Source organism: Orenia metallireducens (assembly GCF_003001995.1).
GTDB lineage: Bacteria > Bacillota > Halanaerobiia > Halobacteroidales > Halobacteroidaceae > Orenia > Orenia metallireducens_B.
The window spans coordinates 194,164-215,513 of the sequence record NZ_PVNB01000002.1 but is presented as its reverse complement, the minus strand read 5'-3'; the positions used below and the strand labels follow the sequence as shown (position 1 = coordinate 215,513).

Sequence of the window (21,350 nt, the reverse complement as noted above, 5' to 3'; positions counted from 1 at the left end):
CTACTTTGAGGTTGTATAGATTAAAGAGTGGATAAATAAAAAAAGGAGGTGTTTTTTAATGGAAGAGATAAGAATTGAACCATTTCCTGTTAAAGCAGGGCAGAGAGTAAGAGTAGGTTATAATGGCTTACTTGCTAAAAGTGGTGCCAACCAAGTTTATCTCCATGCTGGTCTTAGTAGACATGGAGATATCTGGGAGCAGGCAAAGGATATAGTAATGGATAATAATATAGATACTTGGACAGCAGAGCTAGAAGTTCCAACAGAGTTTGAGAAGTTTAACTTCTGCTTTAAGGACTGTGCTGATAATTGGGACAATAACAACGGAAAAAACTGGACTTATACTATAGTCCATGGGCAAGGTCTAGTGTAATAAAATGGATAACCTCTAACTTCGGTTCTTAAGAATCGAAGTTTTTTATGAATAGGCTGGAATTGATTATTTCTGAATAGTTGCTATATACTATGAATAAATATTAGTTGATACTATAGTTATCTTAATCTAAGTGAAGCTTAATGGGTATATTGCGATACTTTTTCTTTGGTGGTTAGGAGTTAGAAATTTAGGTAGTTAGACAGTTCCTAACCACCTACCCACCTGTCTACCTAATAAACAAAGTGTCGCATTATCTATATATTAGTGCCACTAATTTTAATATTAGCTAATATTTTATATAGAACTAGTTGGGGTAAGCGGTTTAGGAGGAGAAGGAATGGCTATAATAGTCAAGGATAAGAAGAGTGATAACCAGACTGAATACTTTACTAAGGTTGATTTGCAGATCAGTAAGAGAAGGAAAGTTAGAAAAGCTCTGTTGGGAGCTATATTGATATTATTCAGCTTGTTGTTTGGATTAGATTATTATTATAGATATACCCCTTACTATAGTTATTCACTATATGGAGTTAGTTTATTTATACTATTATTGGTAGTTGCTGTATGGATTATGGGTCCTAAGGTATATAAATATCATAGCTACCATAAGAATATAGAATTTAAAGTGAGGGAAGATAAATTAGATAAGAGATTTAAAGCCAATTTGCTAGATATATTGGGCAATAATAAATTTAAAGTCCTAAATAACATTTATCTACCTTGTAGTGATAAATACTTACAACAGATTGATTCTATTATCTTTGGTTTAAATCATATTTATGTAATTAAGCTGATGAAAGCTCCAGGGATAATAGGTGGTATGGTCAATATGGAGTATTGGAATTTTGCTAAAGATAAGAAGCTTTTTAATCCATATAAAAGCAATCAAGGTAATGTTGAAGCAGTAGAGGAGTTGCTTTATAATATAATTTCTGATAAAAAGATTAGAATTTATAATGTAGTAGTTAATCTTGAGCTTAACTCTAATTTCAATCTCCCAGATAAAGGTAGATTTCCTATCTTTGATAATCTCTATGATGCTCTGTACTGGATTAAAGGTAAGGAGCAAGGAAGGCAAGGGATAATCTCAGAAGAAGAGCAGCAGAATTTGATAGATTATCTGTTAGAATTACATTTTAAGTCATTGCTTGCTGTTGAGCAGAATCTAAATAATCAGGTGTTAAGAAAGTATGATTTGTTGTGATCAGAATTTAAAGGTTGATTATTAGGAACTTTTGATTATCTGATAGTTTGGAAGTATTAGAATGTAGGTATATTACGACACTTTAGTAATCAGTGACAAGTGGCGGATAACGAGTAAAAATCTCTTCTCGTCACTTGTTACTCTCTTAATATCTTTCTAGTATGCTAATTATAATGAAAATAGCTGTTCTTTAATTGTTAGAACTAGCTAAGTATAAAGATAATGATTGAGGCACAAGATATAATTGTATAGATTAATTAAGTTTTAAAAATCAATTATCAAACTAAGAGATATTATAGGAGTTGATAAATTTGCAAAAAGTAAAAGTAGCGATTATTGGGTGCGGATTAGCTTGGGAAAGATTACATTATCCAGCTTATCAAGAACTTCAAGATAAGTATGAGATAGTTGCTTGCTGTGATGTTGATAAGAATAAGGCAGTGAAAGCTACTCAAATGGTCTCTCTTGGCCAAGATAAGGCCTATACTGATTATAGAGAGATGATTAATCGGGAGACTTTAGATGCTGTGGATATCATGGTTCCTATTGAGGATAACTTCCCAGTAGCAGAAGATATAGCCCAAGTAGGGGTCAATATCATCTGTGAAAAACCCCTTGCCACCAATTTAGAAGATGCTTTAGAATTTACCGAATTTGCTGATATGTATAAGATTAAGGTCATGATTGCTGAAAACTTTAGATATAATGAAGAGAATAATATTATTAGGGATATAATTAAGCAAGGTAAAATTGGTGATGTAATCTACTTTATCAGCAATTATATCACTGATTTTCCTAAAGATATGTTAGGTAATACCTTTGCAGCTAAAGAATGGCGACAGCATCCTGACTTTCCTGGTGGTAGATTATTAGATGGTGCTATCCATAATCTAGCTGGGATTCGACACATCTTTGGGGCTATAGATAATTTACAGGCCTTTGGTCAACCTCAACAGGAGGATTACATGCCCTATCGTTCTGCCCATGTCAATATGGAGTTTAAAAGTGGTGTGGTTGGACAGTTCTCCTATTTTCCAAGTGGACAAGAGGCTCAACGCCCATTGTTAGGGACAAGAATCTTTGGAACTGAGGGAATGATTTATTTAGAAGAGAGAAAATCTGGTATAGTCAATGTCTTTTATAATAATGGCAGTTCAGAACAGATTTCTTTCAAGCCTGAACGAGGGTTTTATAATGAGCTGTTAAATTTCTATAAAGACTTCACTCTTCAAGAGAGTATTTCAGTTGCTCCAGAGGTTGAATTTGGTGATCTTAAAACTGTCTTGGCAATTTTAAAATCTATAGAAGAGAAGAAGGTAGTTAAGGTAGATGAAGCAACTAAGGTTCAACAGCCTTCTATAACATTATTATAAAATTATAAGTTTTAGTTAAATTGAATAAGCATTAATAAGCCACAGAATTTATTCTGTGGCATCAACTATTATAATAATCTAATTTCATTGATATTTGTTTTAAGAAATAATTTGGCTTATAGTAATATTTTGAATATGTCTCAATATACTTTAGTAGATAGACTAATTTATTATAAATGTTATAACTGATATAGGTTATTTGTGATAAAAAGATGAGTTTTTCTAATATTGGATGATAGTTGATAACTATAAAAAGATCTTTATAGAGGAGAGAGAGGATATGTCAGAGATTAGAGAATTATATTTCGATCGATTAGAAGGGATGAATTATTTGTTAGAAGGTTCTGTTAGCACAAGTCAGCTAACTCAACAGAAAAGAGCTAATTTATCAGCAAAGAGTATTAATAGCCACTACACTATTCCAGATAATTATAATAGTAATAAGCTATTTTTAGAAGCTAAAAACCCTATAACTGTTTATGCATACTGGGAATATACCTTTGATAAGATTAATAAAGCTGCTTTTAGTGCAGGATATGAGGACATAAGAAAGGTTAATTTATTACTAAGAATCTATGATTTAACAGAAGGTAATAATCTTGAGGATTATAGTAACTTAGAAGTTAGTTTTGCTGATGATAGTTGCTACATAAATAATTTAAAGCAAGGTCATAAATATTTAGCTAAACTAGGTGTAGTTGATCGATCCGATAAATTTCATGTGATGATCGAATCAAATCAAATTATCCTATAATTGAATTTAATTAAGGAGTACATTAAAGTGTGCTCCTTAAATATTTATAGAGTGCAAATATCTAATTATAATCTTATAGCTATGTAATTAGAAATTTAATTAGGAGTCATTAAATCAATTATCAGAAAATTATAAAATTATTTTTCCCAAAAAAATATGTTCTTTAATTATCTGCTGATAAATAAATATATTACAGTTGTTAGCAAGGGATTTCATAAGGAGGTTATAAGATATGGAAGAGGTTAAGGGTTTGAATGTGAATCAATTAGAAGGGGGTGAAACATTAAGTAGCCAAGGTGATGAAAAAGCTTCTAAAAAAGATTTCTATCAAAATAATTTGAAAGATCAATATCACCTTCCTAAAAAATATGGTATAGATAAGATTGTTCTACAGGTTAAAAATCCTAAGACAGCCCATTTATATTGGGAGTATTCAACTGGGAGACTAGATCAATTATTATCACAATTGGGATATGAAGATATCAATGATGATGTATTAGTTTTAAGAGTTTATAATCTAAGCCTTGATAGAAATTATAATAATTATTATGAGATTGGGATTAAATTAGCAGATGATAGTTGTTACTTGAATGATTTAGAAGTGAATAATATTTACCTAGTAAGGTTAGGTGCTTTAGATAAAGAGGGAGAATTTCACTCAATATTAGAGTCTAATACAATTAAAATGCCAATTAACTCTGTCAGTGATATGTTAGATCAAGAGTGGATGATAGTTCAATCTAAGATGGAAGAAATCTATATTTTATCCAGTCAGGGATTGATTAATGATAAAAGAAGGTATAGCTCTTCTGATGTGATTAAAAAGGTAGCAGAAAAGCAGAGAAAAGAGGGATTAAAATTTAAGTTGAAGCAGAGTTATAGCTCTAATGAGGTTTTAAAGATAAAATAGTATTAGTATAGGCATATTCTTTTATTACCCTAAGGCAACTTCAGCGTTTAACAGGGGGTTTTTCTTGCAATTAAAGAAATATAGCTTATAATAGATTAATAAGGAGGGGATTGGATGGAAAAAGATATTCTAAAGGAACATCCTTATTTTTCTGAATTGGATAGTGAGAAGTTAATTGAGATAAGCAAGCTAATCATCACTAAAAGCTATAAGAAGGGGGAAATCATCTTCTTTGAGGGTGACTTAGGGGAGTCTCTATATCTTGTGAAATCTGGGAAGGTGAAACTGATTAAGATGGTAGAAAGTGGTGAAGAGCAGATTATCAATATAGTAAAGACTGGGGACATCTTTGCTGAAGTAGTTTTATTTGATGATGGCAATTATCCTGCTACTGCAATTACGATGGAGGATACAGAGGTAGGAATAATTAATGGTAGAGATATTGAAAAATTAATGTATAGAATTCCTGAGATTGCTCTAAAAATATTGAAGGTAATGAGTAAAAGATTAAGAAGAGCACAACAGCGGATAAGAAACTTGGGGCTAAAGGATACTACCAGCCGAACAGCAAGTGCTTTGGTCTATTTGGCTCAAGAGCATGGTGTCGGTGATGAGACTAAGGTGGAGATAAATCTATCTTTGACCCAACAGGAATTGGCTAGCTTAATTGGAACCTCACGAGAGACGGTATCTCGAACCTTAAATAAATTCAAAGATGAGGGTCTAGTTTTGGTTTCTAGGCAGAAGATAGTGATTAAGGATTTGGCTGGATTGAAGGAGACCATTTAGGCAAAAGGCCTATCTATTTGGTGTTAAGGGGGAAAGTTTATACTTATATGTTAGAGCTATATTGGGGTTAATCTCTACTATTTTGATAGAATTAGCCTTATTTTTGTTTTAAGTCTAAAGTTGAATTTAATCGAGATATTTCAATACTTTAGTAATCAGTGACGAGTAACGAGTAAAATCTCCTCTTGAATTCACATACCTCTAGCTAATATAAGTTATTATATTTAATTAAAAAAACTATATCTTAAGACTATTAGTCTTAAGATATAGTTTTTTTATAAGAAAATTTATTATTGTCATACTTTCGTAAAGATTATTATTTATAATATAAATGTAAGATAAAGGGACTATCTTTCAAATACTATTATTTTGGTCTAATAATTTATTTATAATAGATAATAATTAAGCTTAATAAGGGAGTTGATAATAATGAATTTAACCAATATATATTTTCAAGAGAGTGAACACAAATTATTGAATTGGGAGGATGAACAGAAATTAGGACTATTAATCTCTCAAGGGGATAAAGAGGCAAAAGAGAAGTTGATCAATTATAATCTTAGGCTAGTAATAAGTATTGCTAAAAGGTATACAGGTCAAGGCTTAGATTTATTGGATTTGATTCAAGAGGGAAATATTGGGTTGATTAAAGCAGTAGAGAAGTTTGATTATAGTAAAGGTTATAGATTCAGTACTTATGCTACTTGGTGGATAGAGCAGAAGGTAAGGCGTGCTATCAAACGCCATGGCAGAACAATTAGACTCTCTTTTCAGATTCAAAATGACATCAATAGATTAAAGAGAGCTCAAGATTATATGCGGGCTAACTTACAACGGGAGGCTACCCCAGAGGAGCTCTCTGAAGAGTTGGATTTACCAGTAGATAAGGTCTATGATTTAATAGAATTAAAGCAGGATGTCTCTTCTTTAGATAATAAGATAGGTGAGGAGCAGGAGGATGACTTCTTTACTTTAATTCCTAGTGAATTTAATTTAGTGGACAAGGTCTTAAAAGAGGATTTAAAAGAGGTTATTAAGAACTTATTGAAGTATTTAAGTAAGCGTGAAGAGTTGATTGTCAAATTAAGGTTTGGTTTAGATGATGGTCGAGAGAGAACCTTTCAAGAGATAGCTAGTAGATTAAATCTCTCTAGAGAGAGGATTAGACAATTACTTAATCAGGCTTTAGAAAAGTTAAAATCTCTAAATTATAATAGAAATGTAGATAATTATTTAGTAATGGTCAATTAATCTGTTGTTTGTTTAGAAATTTTGAGTGGTATATTGAAAGGGATAGAGAATTATAATATAATTAAATATGGATTAGCTAGAAATATAAAAGAGCAGACTTGCAAGTCTGCTCTTTTATATGATTAGGTTGTAATAATTTGGTTATTAAGTGAATGTTGATTAATGTTGAAGGGAGCTTATATGAAGCAGATAAAATTAAGAGAACTATTTAGTACTTTTATGAGAATTGGTAGATTTACCTTTGGTGGAGGATATGCGATGATTCCTCTAATTGAGAAAGAATTAGTTGAGCAAAAGGGACTATTGACTGAGGAAGAATTTATCGATATTATTGCAGTAGTTCAAGGTATACCAGGAGTAATAGCGGTTAATTCTTCTTTATTTATAGGCTACAAATTAAGAGGAATACTAGGGGCATTGACCTCTGTTTTAGCAATTAGTTTACCTTCGATACTAATTATTTTGTCAATTGCTCAGCTGCTGCTCAATCTTCAAGGAAATCAGTGGGTAGAAGCTTTGTTTAAGGGGGTTAGATCTGCTGTTGTGGTTTTAATTTTTTGGGCAGGATATAAGATGAGTAAGAAGGCTATTGTCAATTATAGTAGTCTGATTTATACCTTGGGGGTGGTATTGGGGATTTTAGTCTTTAAATTACATCCCATAGTATTGATTGGATTTGCTGGAATAATTGGAATGATAACTTCAATTACTAAGACTAAGGAGTATAATGATGATACTGATTGAGCTATTTTTAACATTTTTTAAAATAGGATTATTTACCTTTGGTGGAGGGTATGCGATGATACCTCTAATTCAAGAGGAGATGGTAGCCCATGGTTGGTTGACTATAGATCAATTTGTCGATATTGTAGCTGTTTCCCAGATGACCCCTGGAGCAGTTGCTATCAATAATGCTACCTTTGTTGGTTACAAGGTCGCTGGTTTTTTTGGTACAGCGATGAGTACTTTTGGGCTAATTGCTCCTTCTTTAATAATTATTACGATTGTGGCTAAATTACTAGACAAGTTCAGTAATCATCCTCTAGTAGAGGGTGCTTGGCAAGGAATAAGGCCTGCAGTGGTAGGACTGATTATGGTAGCAGTTATTTCCATAGGTAAAGAGGTGATTATAGGAATTGATGGTATTATTATTGGGATAATAGCACTAGTTCTATTGGCTAAGGTGAAGTTACATCCTATTGGGGTAATTGTAATTTCGGGTATCTTGGGGGTTCTTTTCACTTATATTTAATAGTTATTAGATATATCAAGTTTATGTCACAATTTCATCAAATTTGTCTGTTATAATAGAATTAAGGTCTCTTTGTTAATTACTCTATAAAATTAATTTTTTAAATTATAGATAGAAGGAGCATTGATATGAAATTGAAATTGGTTTTGTTATTATTAGCCATGTTGGTGATTGCTGGCTGTAATCAGGATATACTGCAAGGAGGAGAACTACTTTATAAGAACCCTGAGGAATTAGAAGGGCAGTGGCAACAGAATAAATATCCAAAGGATGCTGAATTCATTCTTATTACAGAGGACAACCTCTTGAACTTACAAGAGGAATTGCGAGGGATTAAAGGTTTAAGTTTTAAAGATCAACTAGGTATATATGTTAGTTTAGGGGAGCAAGCAACTGGTGGTTATGGAATAAAGATTAAACAGATTAGAAAGCAGGATGATAAATTGGCTGTTGTAGTAAAGGCTGTGAGTCCAGCGGCTACAGATATAGTTACACAGGTTATAACTCATCCTTATGATATTGTCAAAATACCTTTATCAGAGGTTAAGGGGATCAAAAAGGTTATTTTTGTATCAGAAGAAGGAAAGAAGATTATAGAAAAGAGTTTATAAAAACTGATAGAGATAAGTATAAGTATAAGTAAAGAACTAATAATAATTTTATTATTAGTTCTTTCTTCTTTGTTAGTTACTAATAGTTTTTAACTATATTAAAGATTTATCAATAATTTTATGAAAATATCCTTTTAGAAGATAGCTTACTTTGTTATAATAAGTATATAGTACTTCTAAATATAATTATAATTTTTTTGAAAAAGTCGTTAGACGTCTAACTTAATTGCTGAGGGGGAGTTATTGATGATAAAAGATAAGACTAAAGAGCTAGTAGAGAAGGCGACTGAAGCAAGAAAAAAGGCTTATGTCCCTTACTCTAACTTCAAAGTAGGAGCGGCTTTATTGACTAAAGATGGAGAAATCTACACTGGCTGCAATGTAGAGAACTCTTCTTATGGTCTAAGTAACTGTGCTGAAAGAACAGCAATTTTTAAAGCTATATCTGAAGGTGAAATGGAATTTGAAGCGATTGCTATTGTTGCTGATACCAAAAGGGCTTGTCCTCCTTGTGGGGCCTGTCGCCAGGTAATTGTCGAATTTGGAAAGGATATTGAGGTAATAATGAGTAACTTAGATGGAGATGTAATCATTAAGAAGGCTGATGATTTATTATGGGGTTCTTTTTCTAATCAAGATTTAGGTTAAATTTAATATATAGTTTTTATAACCGGAGGGATATCCCTCTGGTTTTTAATTTAAAAGAAAGGAATAATGAATTCAAAAGGCAATGTTATTTTGAAAATGATTATTAGAATTATGATTATTTATATAAGATTTTTAATTAATTTAACAAATTTCAAAGGTTGCACATATAAATAAGTGATTGATAAAAAAGTGTAGTAGTTTATATAACTTATAATTTCAAGGGAGGAGTATCATGAATCCAGAAGAGCGATATCAAAGTAGTAAGAAGGTAACTTTAGTGACTTTGACAGTTAATTTCATCTTATCAATTGCTAAGGTACTGGTAGGTTTTATCTGCTTTAGTCAGGCGATTGTAGCCGATGGTATCCATTCTATCTCTGATGTAATTTCAACCTTAGCAGTCTGGATAGCAATTAGGATTTCTCGTGAGCCTGCCGACCGAGAGCATCCTTATGGACATGGTAAGGTGGAGACAATTGCAGCTAAGTTCATAGGTGTTTTATTATTTTTAACAGGCTTAATTATTATTAAAGGCAGCATAATGACTATTATTAATAATGATATCAAGGAGCCAGGAGTAGCAAATCTCTGGATAGCTTTGATCTCAATTATAGTTAAAGAGTTGATGTATCGATATACCTATAAAGAGGGAAAACGGATAAATAACAAGGCTTTGATTGCAGATGCTCAGCATCATCGATCTGATTCTTTATCATCAATAGCTGCTTTAATTGGAGTAATAGGGGCTAAGCTAGGTTATTTAATTGCTGATCCAGTAGCAGGTTTGGTAGTAGCATTATTTATCCTTCATATGGGCTATGAGATTTTTATGGAGGCTGTTAATGAGTTAATGGATAAGGTAGATGATGAACTTTATCAGCAGATTAGAGAAGTAGTTTGTACTAGTGAGGGGATAATAGATATTAGAGATTTGAGGGTGAGAAGCCATGGACCAGATATCTTTATAGACTTGCGTGTTGTAGTCGAAGATGAGCTAAGTGTTGTAGAAGGGCATAAGATCTCTAGGAGGGCAGAAGAGAGGATTAAAGATAGTATAAATAACATACAAGAGATTTTGATTCATATCGACCCAGTTACCGTTCATAAAGAATTGCAGCAGAGAAGAGATCAGAAATTAGATGTTTAGTTATTACTTGGTCATTTATGACTATATAAAAGATAATTATAATCTAAACATAGAATAATAAGATAAAGATATTAAAAAATTTTTAATCAATTTCTAATCTTCAATTAAGTCTTTTCTAATTTAAATCTGATAGACTTTATTATAATATAGTTATCTATTAATTCAGGGGGTTATAATGAAAAAATATAAAATTATTATCATAGAAGATGAAAAGAAGATAGCACGTTTTTTAGAGCTGGAATTGAAGCATGAAGGCTATGAGGTGGACTTAAGTTATGATGGTAGAGAAGGCTTAGAGAAGATAAATAATGGTGACTTTGATTTAGTATTATTAGATTTGATGTTACCAAGTCTTAGTGGAATGGAGATCTGTCGAAGAGTAAGAAAGAACTCTGATATCCCAATTATTATGCTTACTGCCAAGGATCAAGTGATGGATAAGGTTATGGGATTGGATTTAGGAGCCCATGATTATATAACCAAACCCTTTGCAATCGAGGAATTATTAGCTAGAATGAGAGGGATATTACGTAGAAATAAGACAGGCGATATTCAAGACAATACCTTATCTATCAAGGGATTGTCTATCAATACTGATATTAGGCAGTTAACTATCGATGGAGAGTCGGTTGATTTAACTAAGACTGAATATGATTTATTGGTATATTTATTAAAGAATAAAGGGTTAGTATTGACAAGAGATCAGATTATTGAAGAGGTCTGGGGCTATGATTATCCTGGAGATACCAATATTGTCGATGTCTATATTAGATATTTACGTTCTAAAATTGATGACAGAAATAATCAAAATTATATTCATACAGTAAGAGGGGTCGGCTATGTTATCAAGGATTAATGAATTAAAATTTTGGAAGAAGAGTATACCAATCTCTTTAAAATTGACGTTGATTTATGCAGTTGTATTCTCGATAGCGATAATGGTTATCAGTGTGATTACGTTTTATGGTAGTAGATACCTTGGTTTTCAAAGGATTAAAAGGGATATTATCACTATCAGTCAAGAGGTATCTGATTATATAAAGGAAGGAAAAGCTGTTAATAAAGATATCTTTGAAGCTCTTAATATCAGAAGACCTATGGACTTGAAAATTTATAATGAAGATGGATATCTATTATTTAAAAATAGCCCTCATAGTCCACATATTGATATGAAAAGCAATCTAGGTCAAATAAGTATTTCAGAAGAGAGAGATAAACCTTGGGAAGATAAGAAGAAGAAGTTTTTTAAAAGGACAATTTATCTAAATACTAAGGTTACTTATCAACAGCAAAGCTTTTATGTGCAAGTTAGCTTACCTTTGGTTGGGAGGGATGATATATTTAATATCCTAATGATAGTATTGATTGCTACTAATATTTTAGGTGTTCTGGTATCAATAATAGTTGGTAATTATATCTCTAAAAAAATACTTAAACCAATAGGTCAGATAACCGATGCAGCACAGAAGATAACAATTAATGACCTTGATGAGAGAATAGTTAGTGAGGGGCCTAGTGATGAACTAAGGGAGTTGGCTACTACATTTAATAATATGATCGACCGCTTACAAGAGTCTATTGAGAAGCAGAAAGCCTTTGTTTCTGATGCCTCCCATGAACTTAGGACTCCTATCTCAGTAATTCAAGGTTATATTGATTTATTAGATCGTTGGGGCAAGTCTAACCAGGAGGTCTTAGATGAGTCTATAGAAGCCATTAAAGCAGAGACCATTAATATGAAAAAGCTCTTGGAGCAATTGTTATTTTTGGCTCGGAGTGACAGGGAGCAAGATGGTTTTGAAAAGGTAGAGTTCCAATTAGATGCTTTGACAACTGAGGTTTATAGGGAGACGGAATTGATAGATGATCACCATGCAGTTATCTTAAAGAATAATGATAAGGTTAAGATTAATGGAGATGAACAATTAATCAAACAGCTTTTGAGGATTATAATGGATAATAGTATTAAGTACACAGAGTCTGGAGGTAAGATAAGTATTGATTCTAGAGCTGTAGATGATTTTGTAGAAATCACCATAACTGATACAGGAATAGGGATTGCTAAAGAGGATCTAAATAATATCTTCGATAGATTTTATCGTGCTGATAAATCGAGAAATAGAGAGAGTGGAGGAACTGGTCTAGGTTTGTCTATAGCTAAATGGATAGTAGATAGTCACTTAGGGGAAATAGAGGTTGAAAGCAAATTAAATCAAGGAACTAAAATTATTATTAAACTACCTACTTGCTAAATTAGCAGGTAGGTTTATGACTGAAGAAGTAATGTCTAGTTTTGATGAGGATGAAGATGAAGCTTTAAGTGAGAGTGAATTTTCAAGCTTTGTAAGTAATTTATCAGAAAAGATAGGACAAGATATCGATGCCCAAGAGCTATTTGCTCAGATGGATGAAGATGAGGATGGTAGTGTGACTGAGGCAGAGATAGAAGAGTATAATCAAGAGAAGAGACCACCAATATCAGCTTATCAGACCTCCTTTAGTACTGAAGAGACTGACAGCTTACTTAATATAGTTGGATAACCTATAATATTGACCTAGTCGATTAATCGACTAGGTTTTTTCCTATTTTAATCTAAAAAAAGTAGATTTTAAATTAAAAGTCATTTTTGGGTTGGACAAACAAGAAGAGATTAGAAGTTTTCTTTGATATCAGCTTTAAATTTATGATATAATAAAATTCATATTACGAAAATAAAGGTGTTTTTGCTAATAGTGAGTACTAATCTAGTTAATTTATAATTATTTTTAAGATTTAGGGAGGTGATCAAGCTGGTTTTAGAAGTAAATACTCCTGCTTTTTTATTTTCTACCATTTCGTTACTGATGTCTGCTTATGCTGGGAGGTTCTCTAAAATTTCTAAAATGATAAGAAGGCTATCTGTTGATCTACATAGTAGTAATTCTGCAGAGAAACAATATCTAAAAGGACAGATTTTACTTTTTTCTAAGAGAATTAGCTATATTAAGCGATTGCAATTATCAGGGATCTCTTCTCTTTTCTGTTCATCACTATCTATGTTCTTTTTATTATTTGAAAAAGTTCTCTTGGCAAACATCTCCTTTGTATTTGCTATAATATTCTTCTTATTATGTTTATTAATTTCTTTGATTGAAATTTATTATTCAGTTAGAGCTTTAGAGTTAAATTTAGAACTATGAGGTGATATAAATGAAATTTACTTTGACAACACCTGCTCTTATTTTTTCTACTATTTCACTTCTACTTTTGGCATATACAAATAGGTTTTCAATATTGGCTAGTTTAATTAGAGATCTCCATGACAAAGCAAAGGAAAAGGGAGAGAAGGATTATATTATTAAGTCTCAACTCTCGTCATTGAAAAAGAGGGTTAGACTGATTAGAAATATGCAATTTTTAGCTATCTTATCTCTGTTTTTCTGTGTTTTCTCTATGTTTTTATTATTTTTTAATCAGAATTTGGCTGGAGAAATCGTCTTTGCAATAGGACTTGGATTACTGATGTTATCCTTAATTCTTTCAGCTATTGAAATTAATATATCTGTTCATGCTTTAAATATTCAGTTAAGTGAGAGTGTTAAAGAGGGAGCTGAACTTGATAAATAGTAGATAGAAATCAATAAGTAAAACCTATATATTCACTTTAAAGTGAATATATAGGTTTTTTGTATTTGTTTAATTACAATAGTAAAGAGTGGGTTGTTTTTTTAATTAAATTCTAATCTTAGTCTAAGAGGTATTTAATCTTTATTATTTAAACTATAACTATAAATATAGTATAAGTTAAAGGAGGAGTTAAAGTTGAAGTTGGACAGAGGGATTAAAGTATCAATATTTTTAGTAGCAATGGTTCTTGTACTGTCTATTTCGGTATTTGCTGCTAGTAAAGAAAGAATCGATAAATTTGAAGCTGTGCAGATTGCTTTAGAAGATAGTATAGATTTAGAGATTGCAAAATTAGATTTAGCTAATGCAAAACTTACTTATCAGAGAAGTCAAGCAGAAAATCTAATTAATCAATCAGTTTATTCCAATTTAGAAGCACAGAGAAATTTATTACAGGCTCAAAAGGATTATTATCAAAGTCAGACTGGGCTTATTAATCAGGTGTTAACAGAGTATTCAGAACTTATATTACTTAATAAAAAGCTGAAATTAACAGAGAAGAAGGTCGAATTAGAAAAGAGTTTATTAGATAAGGTAGAGTTGGCAGTAAAGCGAGGTTATAAGGATGATTTAGAGCTATTGAAACAAAAAAATGATTATAATGAGATTCTATTGAGCTTAGAGGAGCTAAGTGATGATTATCAAGAGAAATTAATAAACCTTAAATTAACTCTTGATTTAAATACAGAACAGAACCTTAATTTACAGACTTGGTCTTTAGAGAAGATATGGAAGCTAGATAAAGCTGAGATAATAGCTAGTGCTGTAAAGAATAGTTTTGATCTGCAAGTAAAAGAGGAGGTTGTAGAGTTAGCTCAAAGGGAATTAGAAAGAGCCCAACAAGTATCCACTCCAAAGCTTGATTTACAAGAGCTTGAAAATAATTTGAAAATTGCTAAGTTAGAGAAAGAAAGTTCAAAAAAGGAGTTAATTATAACAATAGAACAGGATTATTATAGCTTTAAACAAGCAATTAAAAAGATAGATTCAGAAGAAGCTAAATCAGCTGCAAGTAGAGAAGAATATCAGCTGGTTCAACAAGAACAAGAGAAGGGGTTAAAGTCAGCTGATGATTTACTTTCAGCAGAGATAGAGTTTTTAGAAGCAGAGTATAATTATCAAGCAGCGATAGTAGACTATTATCTCAATAGATTACAATTACAGATCGATATGGGCTTGCAAGTAGAGGTGTTGCTTGATGAAATTAAGTTATAGGTCATTAGCTTTATTGGTCACAGTGCTTCTAGTATCTTCTTTTAATGTAGTAGCCTTTGCTGGAGAGATTGGTCTTGAAGAAGCAATTGCAGTAGGTCTTAATCATAATTCAGATATTTTAGATCTACAAGATAATCTAGAGAGTATAGAAAGAGAGCTAAAGCAGTTGAAAGCAGAAGATAATTGGCAACTAGATTTAACTGTAGATGGCTATGCTAATGAATTAAATTTTGATGATGAATCAAGTGATGTTGAATTTTCTATTACAGGTAGTAGAACTTATTGGTGGGGGTTGACCTTAGAGTCTGAACTCTATGGGGCAGGTAATTACTCTACAGAAGAGGAATTAAGCAATGATGAAACAGGTCTTAAATTGAGCTTAAGCCAGAACCTTTATCCAAGCATACCTACAGAAAGAGAGCAGAGTTATATTAACAAAGAGCTAGATTTACAAGTAGCTCAGAAGCAATTAGAAGAAGAAAAGGAAGCTAAGATTATTACTTGGCTAGGTGATTATCTCAATCTATTACGCTTAAAAGAGAAGCAAGAACTAGCAGTTCAGCAGAATGAATTGGCTTTGAATAATTTCAAGGAGGTCAGTGCCAAGCAAGAGATTAATGAGGCTAGTGAAATAGATATCTTAACAGCTCAAATAGAAGTGCAGCAAGCCCAATATAGCTTAAAGGAAGCAGCTAATAATTATCAGCAGGCTAAGAAATCCTTCTATAGTCAATTAAAGTTAAATATAGAAGATGAGTTGCTTTTAAATGAGGACTCTGATTATCTGCTAATGATTAAAGATTTGGCTAGAGCTAAAGAGCTTGACTTAGAAAATAAAAGTAGATTGTTAGATTTGGGTATTGCTAATAGTGTTGAGATATTTGAAAGCTGTTTGGAGCAACAGAGCAAAAAAGATGATTTAAAATGGAATAAGGATGATGATAAGCCAGATATTGATCTAACTGGTAGCTATGATAGTAATAAGCAGTGGGGTGTAGGAGTTAGCTTATCTTATAATATTTTTGACTCTGGAAAACAGAGGTTAACAGAGGAAGCTTTGCAAGCAGAGTTAGCCACTTTAAAGCGAAAGTATGATGATTTAATTACAGATTTAAGTCTAGAACTGGATCAGCTAATTGACCAACTTAAACTCAATGAGAACAGCTTAAAAGCAAAGGAGCTTAGTTTAGCAAAAGCTAGTTTAGAAGCCAAAATAGCTAAGGAACAGTTAAAAAGAGGGTTAATTGATGATTTTGAGTTAAAAGAGAAAGAGCTCTCTTTAAAAGAGGCTAAAATCAATTACAATGGAGTAGAGGATAGCTTATTAGTAAATAAACTAGAACTGATAAAATTCTTAGGTAAAGTAGATTTTAGAGGAGGGAATCAGATTGAAAAGAGGGATTAGTATTATTTTAATAATTGTCTTAATTGGAGGTATGGGAGCTTTCTTTTGGAGAAAGCATTCAGCTAATAAAGCAGCTAGCTCAACTCCAGCTAGACCTAGAAATATGACCATTACAGTTCATAAAGGGAGTTTAGAAGAGACGATTTCAGGTAGTGGTTATGTAAAACCGATTGAAGAGAATTCTTTATCCTTTGCTAGCCGTGGTGCTACAGGAGGAGAGATAGAAAGCATCAGTGTGCAAGAGGGTGATAGAGTAGAGCAGGGTCAGATCTTAGCAGAGATTGATAGTGATGATGAGAGGTTAGATTATTTAAGTAGTAAGAACAATTATGAGCAGACCCTAATCAGTGGCTCCAAAACAGAGATTGAAGAGGCTAGATTAAAGCTAGAGATTGCTAAAAAGGCTCTAGAGGGTACCAAGCTAAAAGCACCTTTTACAGGGATAATTACTGAAGTAGCAGTAGAAGAAGGAGATTATGTAGAGTCAAATGATACGGTAGTTCAAGTGATAGATAATAGTGCTTATGAAGTTGAAATTGATGTTGATGAGAGTGAGAGTAGACAACTAAAGTTAGGGCAGAAGGTTAGAATAACTATGGAGGCTTTACCAGAAGAAGAGCTGACAGGAGAGGTTGTAGATATCTCTGCAGTAGCCCAAGAGGATAGTGGAGTAGTTACTGTACCAGTTACTATCTTAATTAAGGATGAGATTGAATTTATCAAATCAAACTTTTCGGCAGAGGTTGAGATAATTGTTAGTGAGATTAATAATAAACTGATGATTCCTCTAACAGCAATCTATAATGACCAGGATCAGACTAAAGCAGTTAAGCTAGTAAATGGCAAAGAGGTTTCAGTAGAAATTAAGACAGGTGTAACTAGTGGAGCATATGTTGTGGTTAAAGAAGGCTTGGTGGAAGGTGATGAGATTTTAATCAATACTCACAATTATGGAGCTAGTGATACAGAAGAGAGCTCTCAAAGAGGATTTGGAGGTCCATTTCCTGGTGGGATGGGAAGGGGGTCACGTTAATGATAGAGGTAAGGAATTTAAGTAAGGTATATCAGAGTGGTGAGATAGCTGTTGAAGCCTTGAAGAAAATCTCCTTTACTATTGAGGATGGAGAGATGGTGGCTATTGTGGGTCCTTCTGGTTCAGGAAAATCTACTTTGATGAATTTATTAGGTTGTCTAGATACTCCAACTTCTGGAAGCTATTTTCTAGATTCTACAGATGTCAGTAAAGCCAATGATGATGAGTTAGCTGAGGTGAGAAATAATAAGATAGGTTTTGTCTTTCAAAAATTCAACCTCTTAGCTCGTGATTCAATCCTTCATAATGTAGAGACACCTTTAATCTATGCAGGAATTAAGAAGAAGGAGAGAAAAGAGCGGGCAACTAGCTTACTTAATAAAGTCGGTTTAGCTGATCGCTTAGATCATAATCCCAATGAGGTCTCAGGAGGGCAACGTCAAAGGGTAGCTATAGCTAGAGCTTTAGTCAATAATCCATCCTTGATACTGGCCGATGAGCCCACAGGTAATCTTGATTCTAAGACAGAAGCTGAGATTATCGATTTATTTCATGAGCTTAACAGCCAAGGTCATACCATTGTAATAGTTACTCATTCAGAAAAGGTAGCACAGCAGACAAATAGAATCATTCATATCCTTGATGGAGAGCTTGTAAAAGATGAGGTGGTACTAGGATGATTTTAGAGACCTTTATCATTGCAGTCAGAAGTCTAAATTCTAATAAATTAAGGACACTGCTCTCTATGTTAGGGATTATTATTGGGGTGGGGGCAGTAATTGCTATTGTCTCTATTGGAACTGGGAGTCAACAGCAGATTACTTCCAATATTTCAGACTTAGGCTCTAACTTAATTAATATTGATCAAGGATGGCGACATAGAAATAGCTCTTCTACTGAATTTACTTTAGAGATGGCTGAATATATTGAACTGACAAGCCCAGCAGTCAAAAAAGTATTAGCAAATCTCGAAGCTTCAGGTTTATTAATCAAAGAAGAGATTAATCTAAGAGCAACTATAGTAGGAACTGAAGGGTATTACCAAGAGATTAATAAATATTATCCTCTAATAGGAAAATTCATTGATAAAGCAGCAGTGGACAATGCTAGTGATGTAATAGTTTTAGGATCTGAATTAGCAACAGAGTTATATGGTAAGCAAAATCCTTTAGGGCAGAAGATTAAGTTCAATTATAATGATAATAATTTTGTCTTTACTATCATAGGGGTGATGGAAGAGAAGGGGAGAGGAATTACGGGTGATTTAAATGATCAAGCCTATATTCCTATGAGTACCTATATGAATAAGCTAGCTAATTCTAATCAAGTAAGTGGTTTTATTGCTCAAGCTAACTCTTCTAAAGATGCCAATGAAGCAGTAGAACAGATTGAATACTTTCTGAGCAAATATCTTGGCGATGATGATCAGTTTAGAATTAGAAGTCAAGATCAGATCTTAGATACAATTAGTAGTGTTACTGAGTCAATGAGCTTGATGTTAGGGGGGATTGCTGCCATCTCCTTGGTTGTTGGTGGAATTGGTATTATGAATATTATGTTAGTATCGGTAACTGAAAGAACAAGTGAGATTGGTATCCGTAAAGCCTTAGGGGCTAAGAAGAGGGATATCTTAACCCAATTCTTAATTGAATCCCTTTGTTTAAGTGGTATCGGCGGTGTTATAGGGGTTGGAATAGGATATTTAGCTGCATATCTAATTTCAAATATAGGAGGTTGGCCCTTTGTTGTCAACTCTTTATCGGTAATGATTGCTTTTACCTTCTCACTATTAATAGGTATCTTCTTTGGTATCTATCCAGCGATGAAGGCTGCTAAGCTAGCACCAGTAGATGCATTAAATTATGAATAGTTAATTAGTATTCATATCTTCCGTAAAATCAACTAAAAAAAGGACTAGAGCCTAAATTTAGGCTCTAGTCCTTTTTTTAGAAATTAATATTAAACACTTATTATCTACTTAATTACTTTAATATATAGTAAATAATTACTTGGTCAGATATGAACATATAAAAATAAAAAATATATTAAAGGATTTCTTAAACAAATGTCTAATATTATTAATAATAAATCCTATTAACATAAAATTCATATAGCAGATTAACTAATGAATTTTAATCTATTCTATTAGTTAAATAAGAGGAGCTGATTAAGTTGAATAATTTTATAATTATATACTCCATGGGAATTATTTTTAATATAGTATTTTTTCTATTATATTTCTTAAAACACCAAAATAGCATTCATGTTGACCTTAAAGGATCAATAGTTTTTATACTATTTAGTTGGTTTATATATCCAATATTATGGATCAGTTCAAAAGAGTAATAGAGCTCAAATATAAATAATGAATACTACTTTTAATATTATTCACCTATTAAAAGTAGTATAGCTTAAGAATTTAATATTAGTTACTGTTAATAATAATTATAAAAAAGATAAAGGGGCTAATGCTCATTAGCCCCTTTATCTTTTAAACTACATTATCTTTGATCATAGCCTCTACAAAATGTTTACCTTTATCAGTTAAACAGACAATACTTTTATCCCTATTATATTCATGAAAGTCAATTTGTACCAATCCGTATTCTAATCCCTTTTCCAATGTGCGTAAAAGCTCAATCTTATTAAACCCTTTTTCTACTATTCTATATAGATAATTTGGCTGATAAGAGAAGTAAAGACACTTTAAAATTTTAGATTCATTAACAGATGAAAATGTTGAAGCAAAGCTATTCATTTAATTTCCTCCTTTAATCAAATTTAATATTATATTTATTAGTCACTAATTACTTTTAGAACAGAAACTAATAATTATTTTAAAAAATATAATATTATAATGATATAACCTATACTGTTAATATTATGAAAATGATATAAAATTTATTCATGAATAATTATAGTCATCCAACTCTAGAATGAAATTAAAACTTTGGATATCTATATATAAAAATAATCTATAAAGATGAATTTTCAACATTTGCTAGATATATTCAGGTATTAAAGCAATTGAGGCTAGAGATAATAAGAGTAAAAGGGGTGATAACAACGAGTCCAGAATATACTATAGAATTGTCTAATAAAGCTTACAATCTATTAGAAACAATGGCTTATGAAAATAATATGGAGATAGGTGATCTTATTGCAGAGATGATTAGTGAAAAGAAGGAACTAATGGCTTTAGATGTAAACTTAAACAAAGCTCCAGATTCTTTTCAACTATTAGCCAATGATCAATATTTGACTGAATCTGATGAATTCAAAGATGAATTTAATGAAATATAAGGGGGATTTATCTCTCTTATATTCTCATCTCTATTAAAGCCTCTAAATTAATCTTGAATCTTAATTAATTCTATGTTATAATTCTCAACGTTGAGCATAAAAGAATAAAAAGACCTCATTTCTAATAATTGAAATGGGGTAGAGGTGCAAAAGTCAAGAGTACTTTTAATGAGAGTGGGAAAACTTGAGGAGTTAAAAGGAAAGGGGCAATTGCCGAAGTGGTAAGTCTATTCCAAACTTACTGCTGGGTCTGTATTGAATAAGTGCAGAACTGCCACTATCAGTGGAGCGCTATCTCACTCATTTTATTAGAAATGATTACTTATGTTTGTAATCCTAGATGAGTAAGGCATCTAGGATTTTTTAATTGGTAAATGAGCAAAAAGAATAAAATATTTAAGGAGGAATTTTG

Annotated in this window: 24 protein-coding genes and 1 riboswitch; of the genes, 23 read left to right on the top strand and 1 reads right to left on the bottom strand. The window is 32.1% G+C overall.

Annotated features, from left to right (window positions below):
• Positions 1–58 precede the first annotated feature (58 nt).
• The 22 genes from BX659_RS02570 (at position 59) to BX659_RS02465 (ending at position 19,505) form a co-directional block, all read left to right on the top strand.
• Positions 59–373: a carbohydrate-binding protein gene (locus BX659_RS02570; RefSeq protein ID WP_097016263.1), complete on the top strand. Its 315-nt coding sequence runs from the start codon at positions 59–61 to the stop codon at positions 371–373.
• A 340-nt stretch (positions 374–713) separates the two neighbouring features.
• On the top strand, positions 714–1,580 hold the full coding sequence (locus BX659_RS02565; RefSeq protein ID WP_097016262.1) for a nuclease-related domain-containing protein: 867 nt from the start codon (positions 714–716) through the stop codon (positions 1,578–1,580).
• 311 nt (positions 1,581–1,891) lie between these two features.
• Positions 1,892–2,953: a Gfo/Idh/MocA family protein gene (locus tag BX659_RS02560; RefSeq protein WP_097016261.1), complete on the top strand. Its 1,062-nt coding sequence runs from the start codon at positions 1,892–1,894 to the stop codon at positions 2,951–2,953.
• Positions 2,954–3,233: 280 nt separating this feature from the next.
• Positions 3,234–3,707, top strand: coding sequence for a DUF4912 domain-containing protein (locus BX659_RS02555; RefSeq protein ID WP_172431792.1), 474 nt, complete (start codon positions 3,234–3,236; stop codon positions 3,705–3,707).
• A gap of 232 nt (positions 3,708–3,939) precedes the next feature.
• On the top strand, positions 3,940–4,617 hold the full coding sequence (locus tag BX659_RS02550) for a DUF4912 domain-containing protein (RefSeq protein ID WP_097016259.1): 678 nt from the start codon (positions 3,940–3,942) through the stop codon (positions 4,615–4,617).
• A 114-nt stretch (positions 4,618–4,731) separates the two neighbouring features.
• Entirely contained in the window at positions 4,732–5,406 is a 675-nt protein-coding gene (locus BX659_RS02545) for a Crp/Fnr family transcriptional regulator (protein WP_097016258.1), read from the top strand.
• Between the two features lie 429 nt (positions 5,407–5,835).
• Positions 5,836–6,657 (top strand): sigma-70 family RNA polymerase sigma factor, encoded by an 822-nt coding sequence (locus tag BX659_RS02540; protein ID WP_097016257.1) that lies wholly within the window; start codon positions 5,836–5,838, stop codon positions 6,655–6,657.
• Between the two features lie 180 nt (positions 6,658–6,837).
• Complete coding sequence (locus BX659_RS02535) at positions 6,838–7,401, top strand: chromate transporter (protein WP_097016256.1); 564 nt, start codon at positions 6,838–6,840, stop codon at positions 7,399–7,401.
• Entirely contained in the window at positions 7,385–7,909 is a 525-nt protein-coding gene (locus tag BX659_RS02530; protein WP_172431791.1) for a chromate transporter, read from the top strand. The genes BX659_RS02535 and BX659_RS02530 overlap by 17 nt, the downstream gene beginning before the upstream one ends.
• A 128-nt stretch (positions 7,910–8,037) precedes the next feature.
• Positions 8,038–8,520, top strand: coding sequence for a protease complex subunit PrcB family protein (locus BX659_RS02525; RefSeq protein ID WP_097016254.1), 483 nt, complete (start codon positions 8,038–8,040; stop codon positions 8,518–8,520).
• Positions 8,521–8,766: 246 nt separating this feature from the next.
• Positions 8,767–9,168, top strand: a complete 402-nt coding sequence (locus BX659_RS02520) for a cytidine deaminase (protein WP_097016253.1) — start codon at positions 8,767–8,769, stop codon at positions 9,166–9,168.
• 232 nt (positions 9,169–9,400) lie between these two features.
• Complete coding sequence (locus BX659_RS02515; protein WP_097016252.1) at positions 9,401–10,315, top strand: cation diffusion facilitator family transporter; 915 nt, start codon at positions 9,401–9,403, stop codon at positions 10,313–10,315.
• Positions 10,316–10,490: 175 nt separating this feature from the next.
• Positions 10,491–11,171: a response regulator transcription factor gene (locus BX659_RS02510; protein ID WP_097016251.1), complete on the top strand. Its 681-nt coding sequence runs from the start codon at positions 10,491–10,493 to the stop codon at positions 11,169–11,171.
• A complete protein-coding gene (locus BX659_RS02505; protein ID WP_097016250.1) occupies positions 11,155–12,567 on the top strand; it encodes a sensor histidine kinase in 1,413 nt (470 codons plus the stop codon). The genes BX659_RS02510 and BX659_RS02505 overlap by 17 nt, the downstream gene beginning before the upstream one ends.
• Before the next feature lie 16 nt (positions 12,568–12,583).
• Positions 12,584–12,856 (top strand): hypothetical protein, encoded by a 273-nt coding sequence (locus BX659_RS02500; protein WP_097016249.1) that lies wholly within the window; start codon positions 12,584–12,586, stop codon positions 12,854–12,856.
• A 240-nt stretch (positions 12,857–13,096) separates the two neighbouring features.
• Positions 13,097–13,495, top strand: coding sequence for a DUF2721 domain-containing protein (locus tag BX659_RS02495; RefSeq protein WP_253250643.1), 399 nt, complete (start codon positions 13,097–13,099; stop codon positions 13,493–13,495).
• A 10-nt stretch (positions 13,496–13,505) separates the two neighbouring features.
• The gene (locus tag BX659_RS02490; RefSeq protein WP_097016248.1) at positions 13,506–13,922 is read left to right on the top strand and encodes a DUF2721 domain-containing protein; all 417 of its coding nucleotides are present in this window, start codon (positions 13,506–13,508) and stop codon (positions 13,920–13,922) included.
• A gap of 195 nt (positions 13,923–14,117) precedes the next feature.
• The gene (locus tag BX659_RS02485; protein WP_097016247.1) at positions 14,118–15,197 is read left to right on the top strand and encodes a TolC family protein; all 1,080 of its coding nucleotides are present in this window, start codon (positions 14,118–14,120) and stop codon (positions 15,195–15,197) included.
• Positions 15,181–16,602 (top strand): TolC family protein, encoded by a 1,422-nt coding sequence (locus tag BX659_RS02480; protein ID WP_097016246.1) that lies wholly within the window; start codon positions 15,181–15,183, stop codon positions 16,600–16,602. Before BX659_RS02485 ends, BX659_RS02480 begins: the two co-directional genes overlap by 17 nt.
• Entirely contained in the window at positions 16,586–17,635 is a 1,050-nt protein-coding gene (locus tag BX659_RS02475; RefSeq protein ID WP_097016245.1) for an efflux RND transporter periplasmic adaptor subunit, read from the top strand. Before BX659_RS02480 ends, BX659_RS02475 begins: the two co-directional genes overlap by 17 nt.
• On the top strand, positions 17,635–18,315 hold the full coding sequence (locus BX659_RS02470; RefSeq protein ID WP_097016244.1) for an ABC transporter ATP-binding protein: 681 nt from the start codon (positions 17,635–17,637) through the stop codon (positions 18,313–18,315). The genes BX659_RS02475 and BX659_RS02470 overlap by 1 nt, the downstream gene beginning before the upstream one ends.
• A complete protein-coding gene (locus BX659_RS02465; protein WP_097016243.1) occupies positions 18,312–19,505 on the top strand; it encodes an ABC transporter permease in 1,194 nt (397 codons plus the stop codon). The genes BX659_RS02470 and BX659_RS02465 overlap by 4 nt, the downstream gene beginning before the upstream one ends.
• 621 nt (positions 19,506–20,126) lie before the next feature.
• Here the strand turns inward: BX659_RS02465 and BX659_RS02460 are convergent.
• A complete protein-coding gene (locus tag BX659_RS02460; RefSeq protein ID WP_097016242.1) occupies positions 20,127–20,393 on the bottom strand; it encodes a hypothetical protein in 267 nt (88 codons plus the stop codon).
• Between the two features lie 299 nt (positions 20,394–20,692).
• On the opposite strand from BX659_RS02460, the gene BX659_RS02455 reads away from it, so the two are divergent.
• Complete coding sequence (locus BX659_RS02455) at positions 20,693–20,938, top strand: hypothetical protein (protein ID WP_097016241.1); 246 nt, start codon at positions 20,693–20,695, stop codon at positions 20,936–20,938.
• A 131-nt stretch (positions 20,939–21,069) separates the two neighbouring features.
• Positions 21,070–21,240: riboswitch (Lysine riboswitch) on the top strand.
• Positions 21,241–21,350: the final 110 nt, after the last annotated feature.

Excerpts from the sequence above, each read along its gene's own strand:
- BX659_RS02570 (WP_097016263.1), top strand. The coding sequence starts at position 59 with ATGGAAGAGATAAGAATTGAACCATTTCCTGTTAAAGCAGGGCAGAGA.
- BX659_RS02565 (WP_097016262.1), top strand. The coding sequence starts at position 714 with ATGGCTATAATAGTCAAGGATAAGAAGAGTGATAACCAGACTGAATAC.
- BX659_RS02555 (WP_172431792.1), top strand. The coding sequence starts at position 3,234 with ATGTCAGAGATTAGAGAATTATATTTCGATCGATTAGAAGGGATGAAT.
- BX659_RS02550 (WP_097016259.1), top strand. The coding sequence starts at position 3,940 with ATGGAAGAGGTTAAGGGTTTGAATGTGAATCAATTAGAAGGGGGTGAA.
- BX659_RS02545 (WP_097016258.1), top strand. The coding sequence starts at position 4,732 with ATGGAAAAAGATATTCTAAAGGAACATCCTTATTTTTCTGAATTGGAT.
- BX659_RS02540 (WP_097016257.1), top strand. The coding sequence starts at position 5,836 with ATGAATTTAACCAATATATATTTTCAAGAGAGTGAACACAAATTATTG.
- BX659_RS02535 (WP_097016256.1), top strand. The coding sequence starts at position 6,838 with ATGAAGCAGATAAAATTAAGAGAACTATTTAGTACTTTTATGAGAATT.
- BX659_RS02530 (WP_172431791.1), top strand. The coding sequence starts at position 7,385 with ATGATGATACTGATTGAGCTATTTTTAACATTTTTTAAAATAGGATTA.
- BX659_RS02525 (WP_097016254.1), top strand. The coding sequence starts at position 8,038 with ATGAAATTGAAATTGGTTTTGTTATTATTAGCCATGTTGGTGATTGCT.
- BX659_RS02520 (WP_097016253.1), top strand. The coding sequence starts at position 8,767 with ATGATAAAAGATAAGACTAAAGAGCTAGTAGAGAAGGCGACTGAAGCA.
- BX659_RS02515 (WP_097016252.1), top strand. The coding sequence starts at position 9,401 with ATGAATCCAGAAGAGCGATATCAAAGTAGTAAGAAGGTAACTTTAGTG.
- BX659_RS02510 (WP_097016251.1), top strand. The coding sequence starts at position 10,491 with ATGAAAAAATATAAAATTATTATCATAGAAGATGAAAAGAAGATAGCA.
- BX659_RS02505 (WP_097016250.1), top strand. The coding sequence starts at position 11,155 with ATGTTATCAAGGATTAATGAATTAAAATTTTGGAAGAAGAGTATACCA.
- BX659_RS02500 (WP_097016249.1), top strand. The coding sequence starts at position 12,584 with ATGACTGAAGAAGTAATGTCTAGTTTTGATGAGGATGAAGATGAAGCT.
- BX659_RS02490 (WP_097016248.1), top strand. The coding sequence starts at position 13,506 with ATGAAATTTACTTTGACAACACCTGCTCTTATTTTTTCTACTATTTCA.
- BX659_RS02480 (WP_097016246.1), top strand. The coding sequence starts at position 15,181 with ATGAAATTAAGTTATAGGTCATTAGCTTTATTGGTCACAGTGCTTCTA.
- BX659_RS02470 (WP_097016244.1), top strand. The coding sequence starts at position 17,635 with ATGATAGAGGTAAGGAATTTAAGTAAGGTATATCAGAGTGGTGAGATA.
- BX659_RS02465 (WP_097016243.1), top strand. The coding sequence starts at position 18,312 with ATGATTTTAGAGACCTTTATCATTGCAGTCAGAAGTCTAAATTCTAAT.
- BX659_RS02460 (WP_097016242.1), bottom strand. The coding sequence starts at position 20,393 with ATGAATAGCTTTGCTTCAACATTTTCATCTGTTAATGAATCTAAAATT.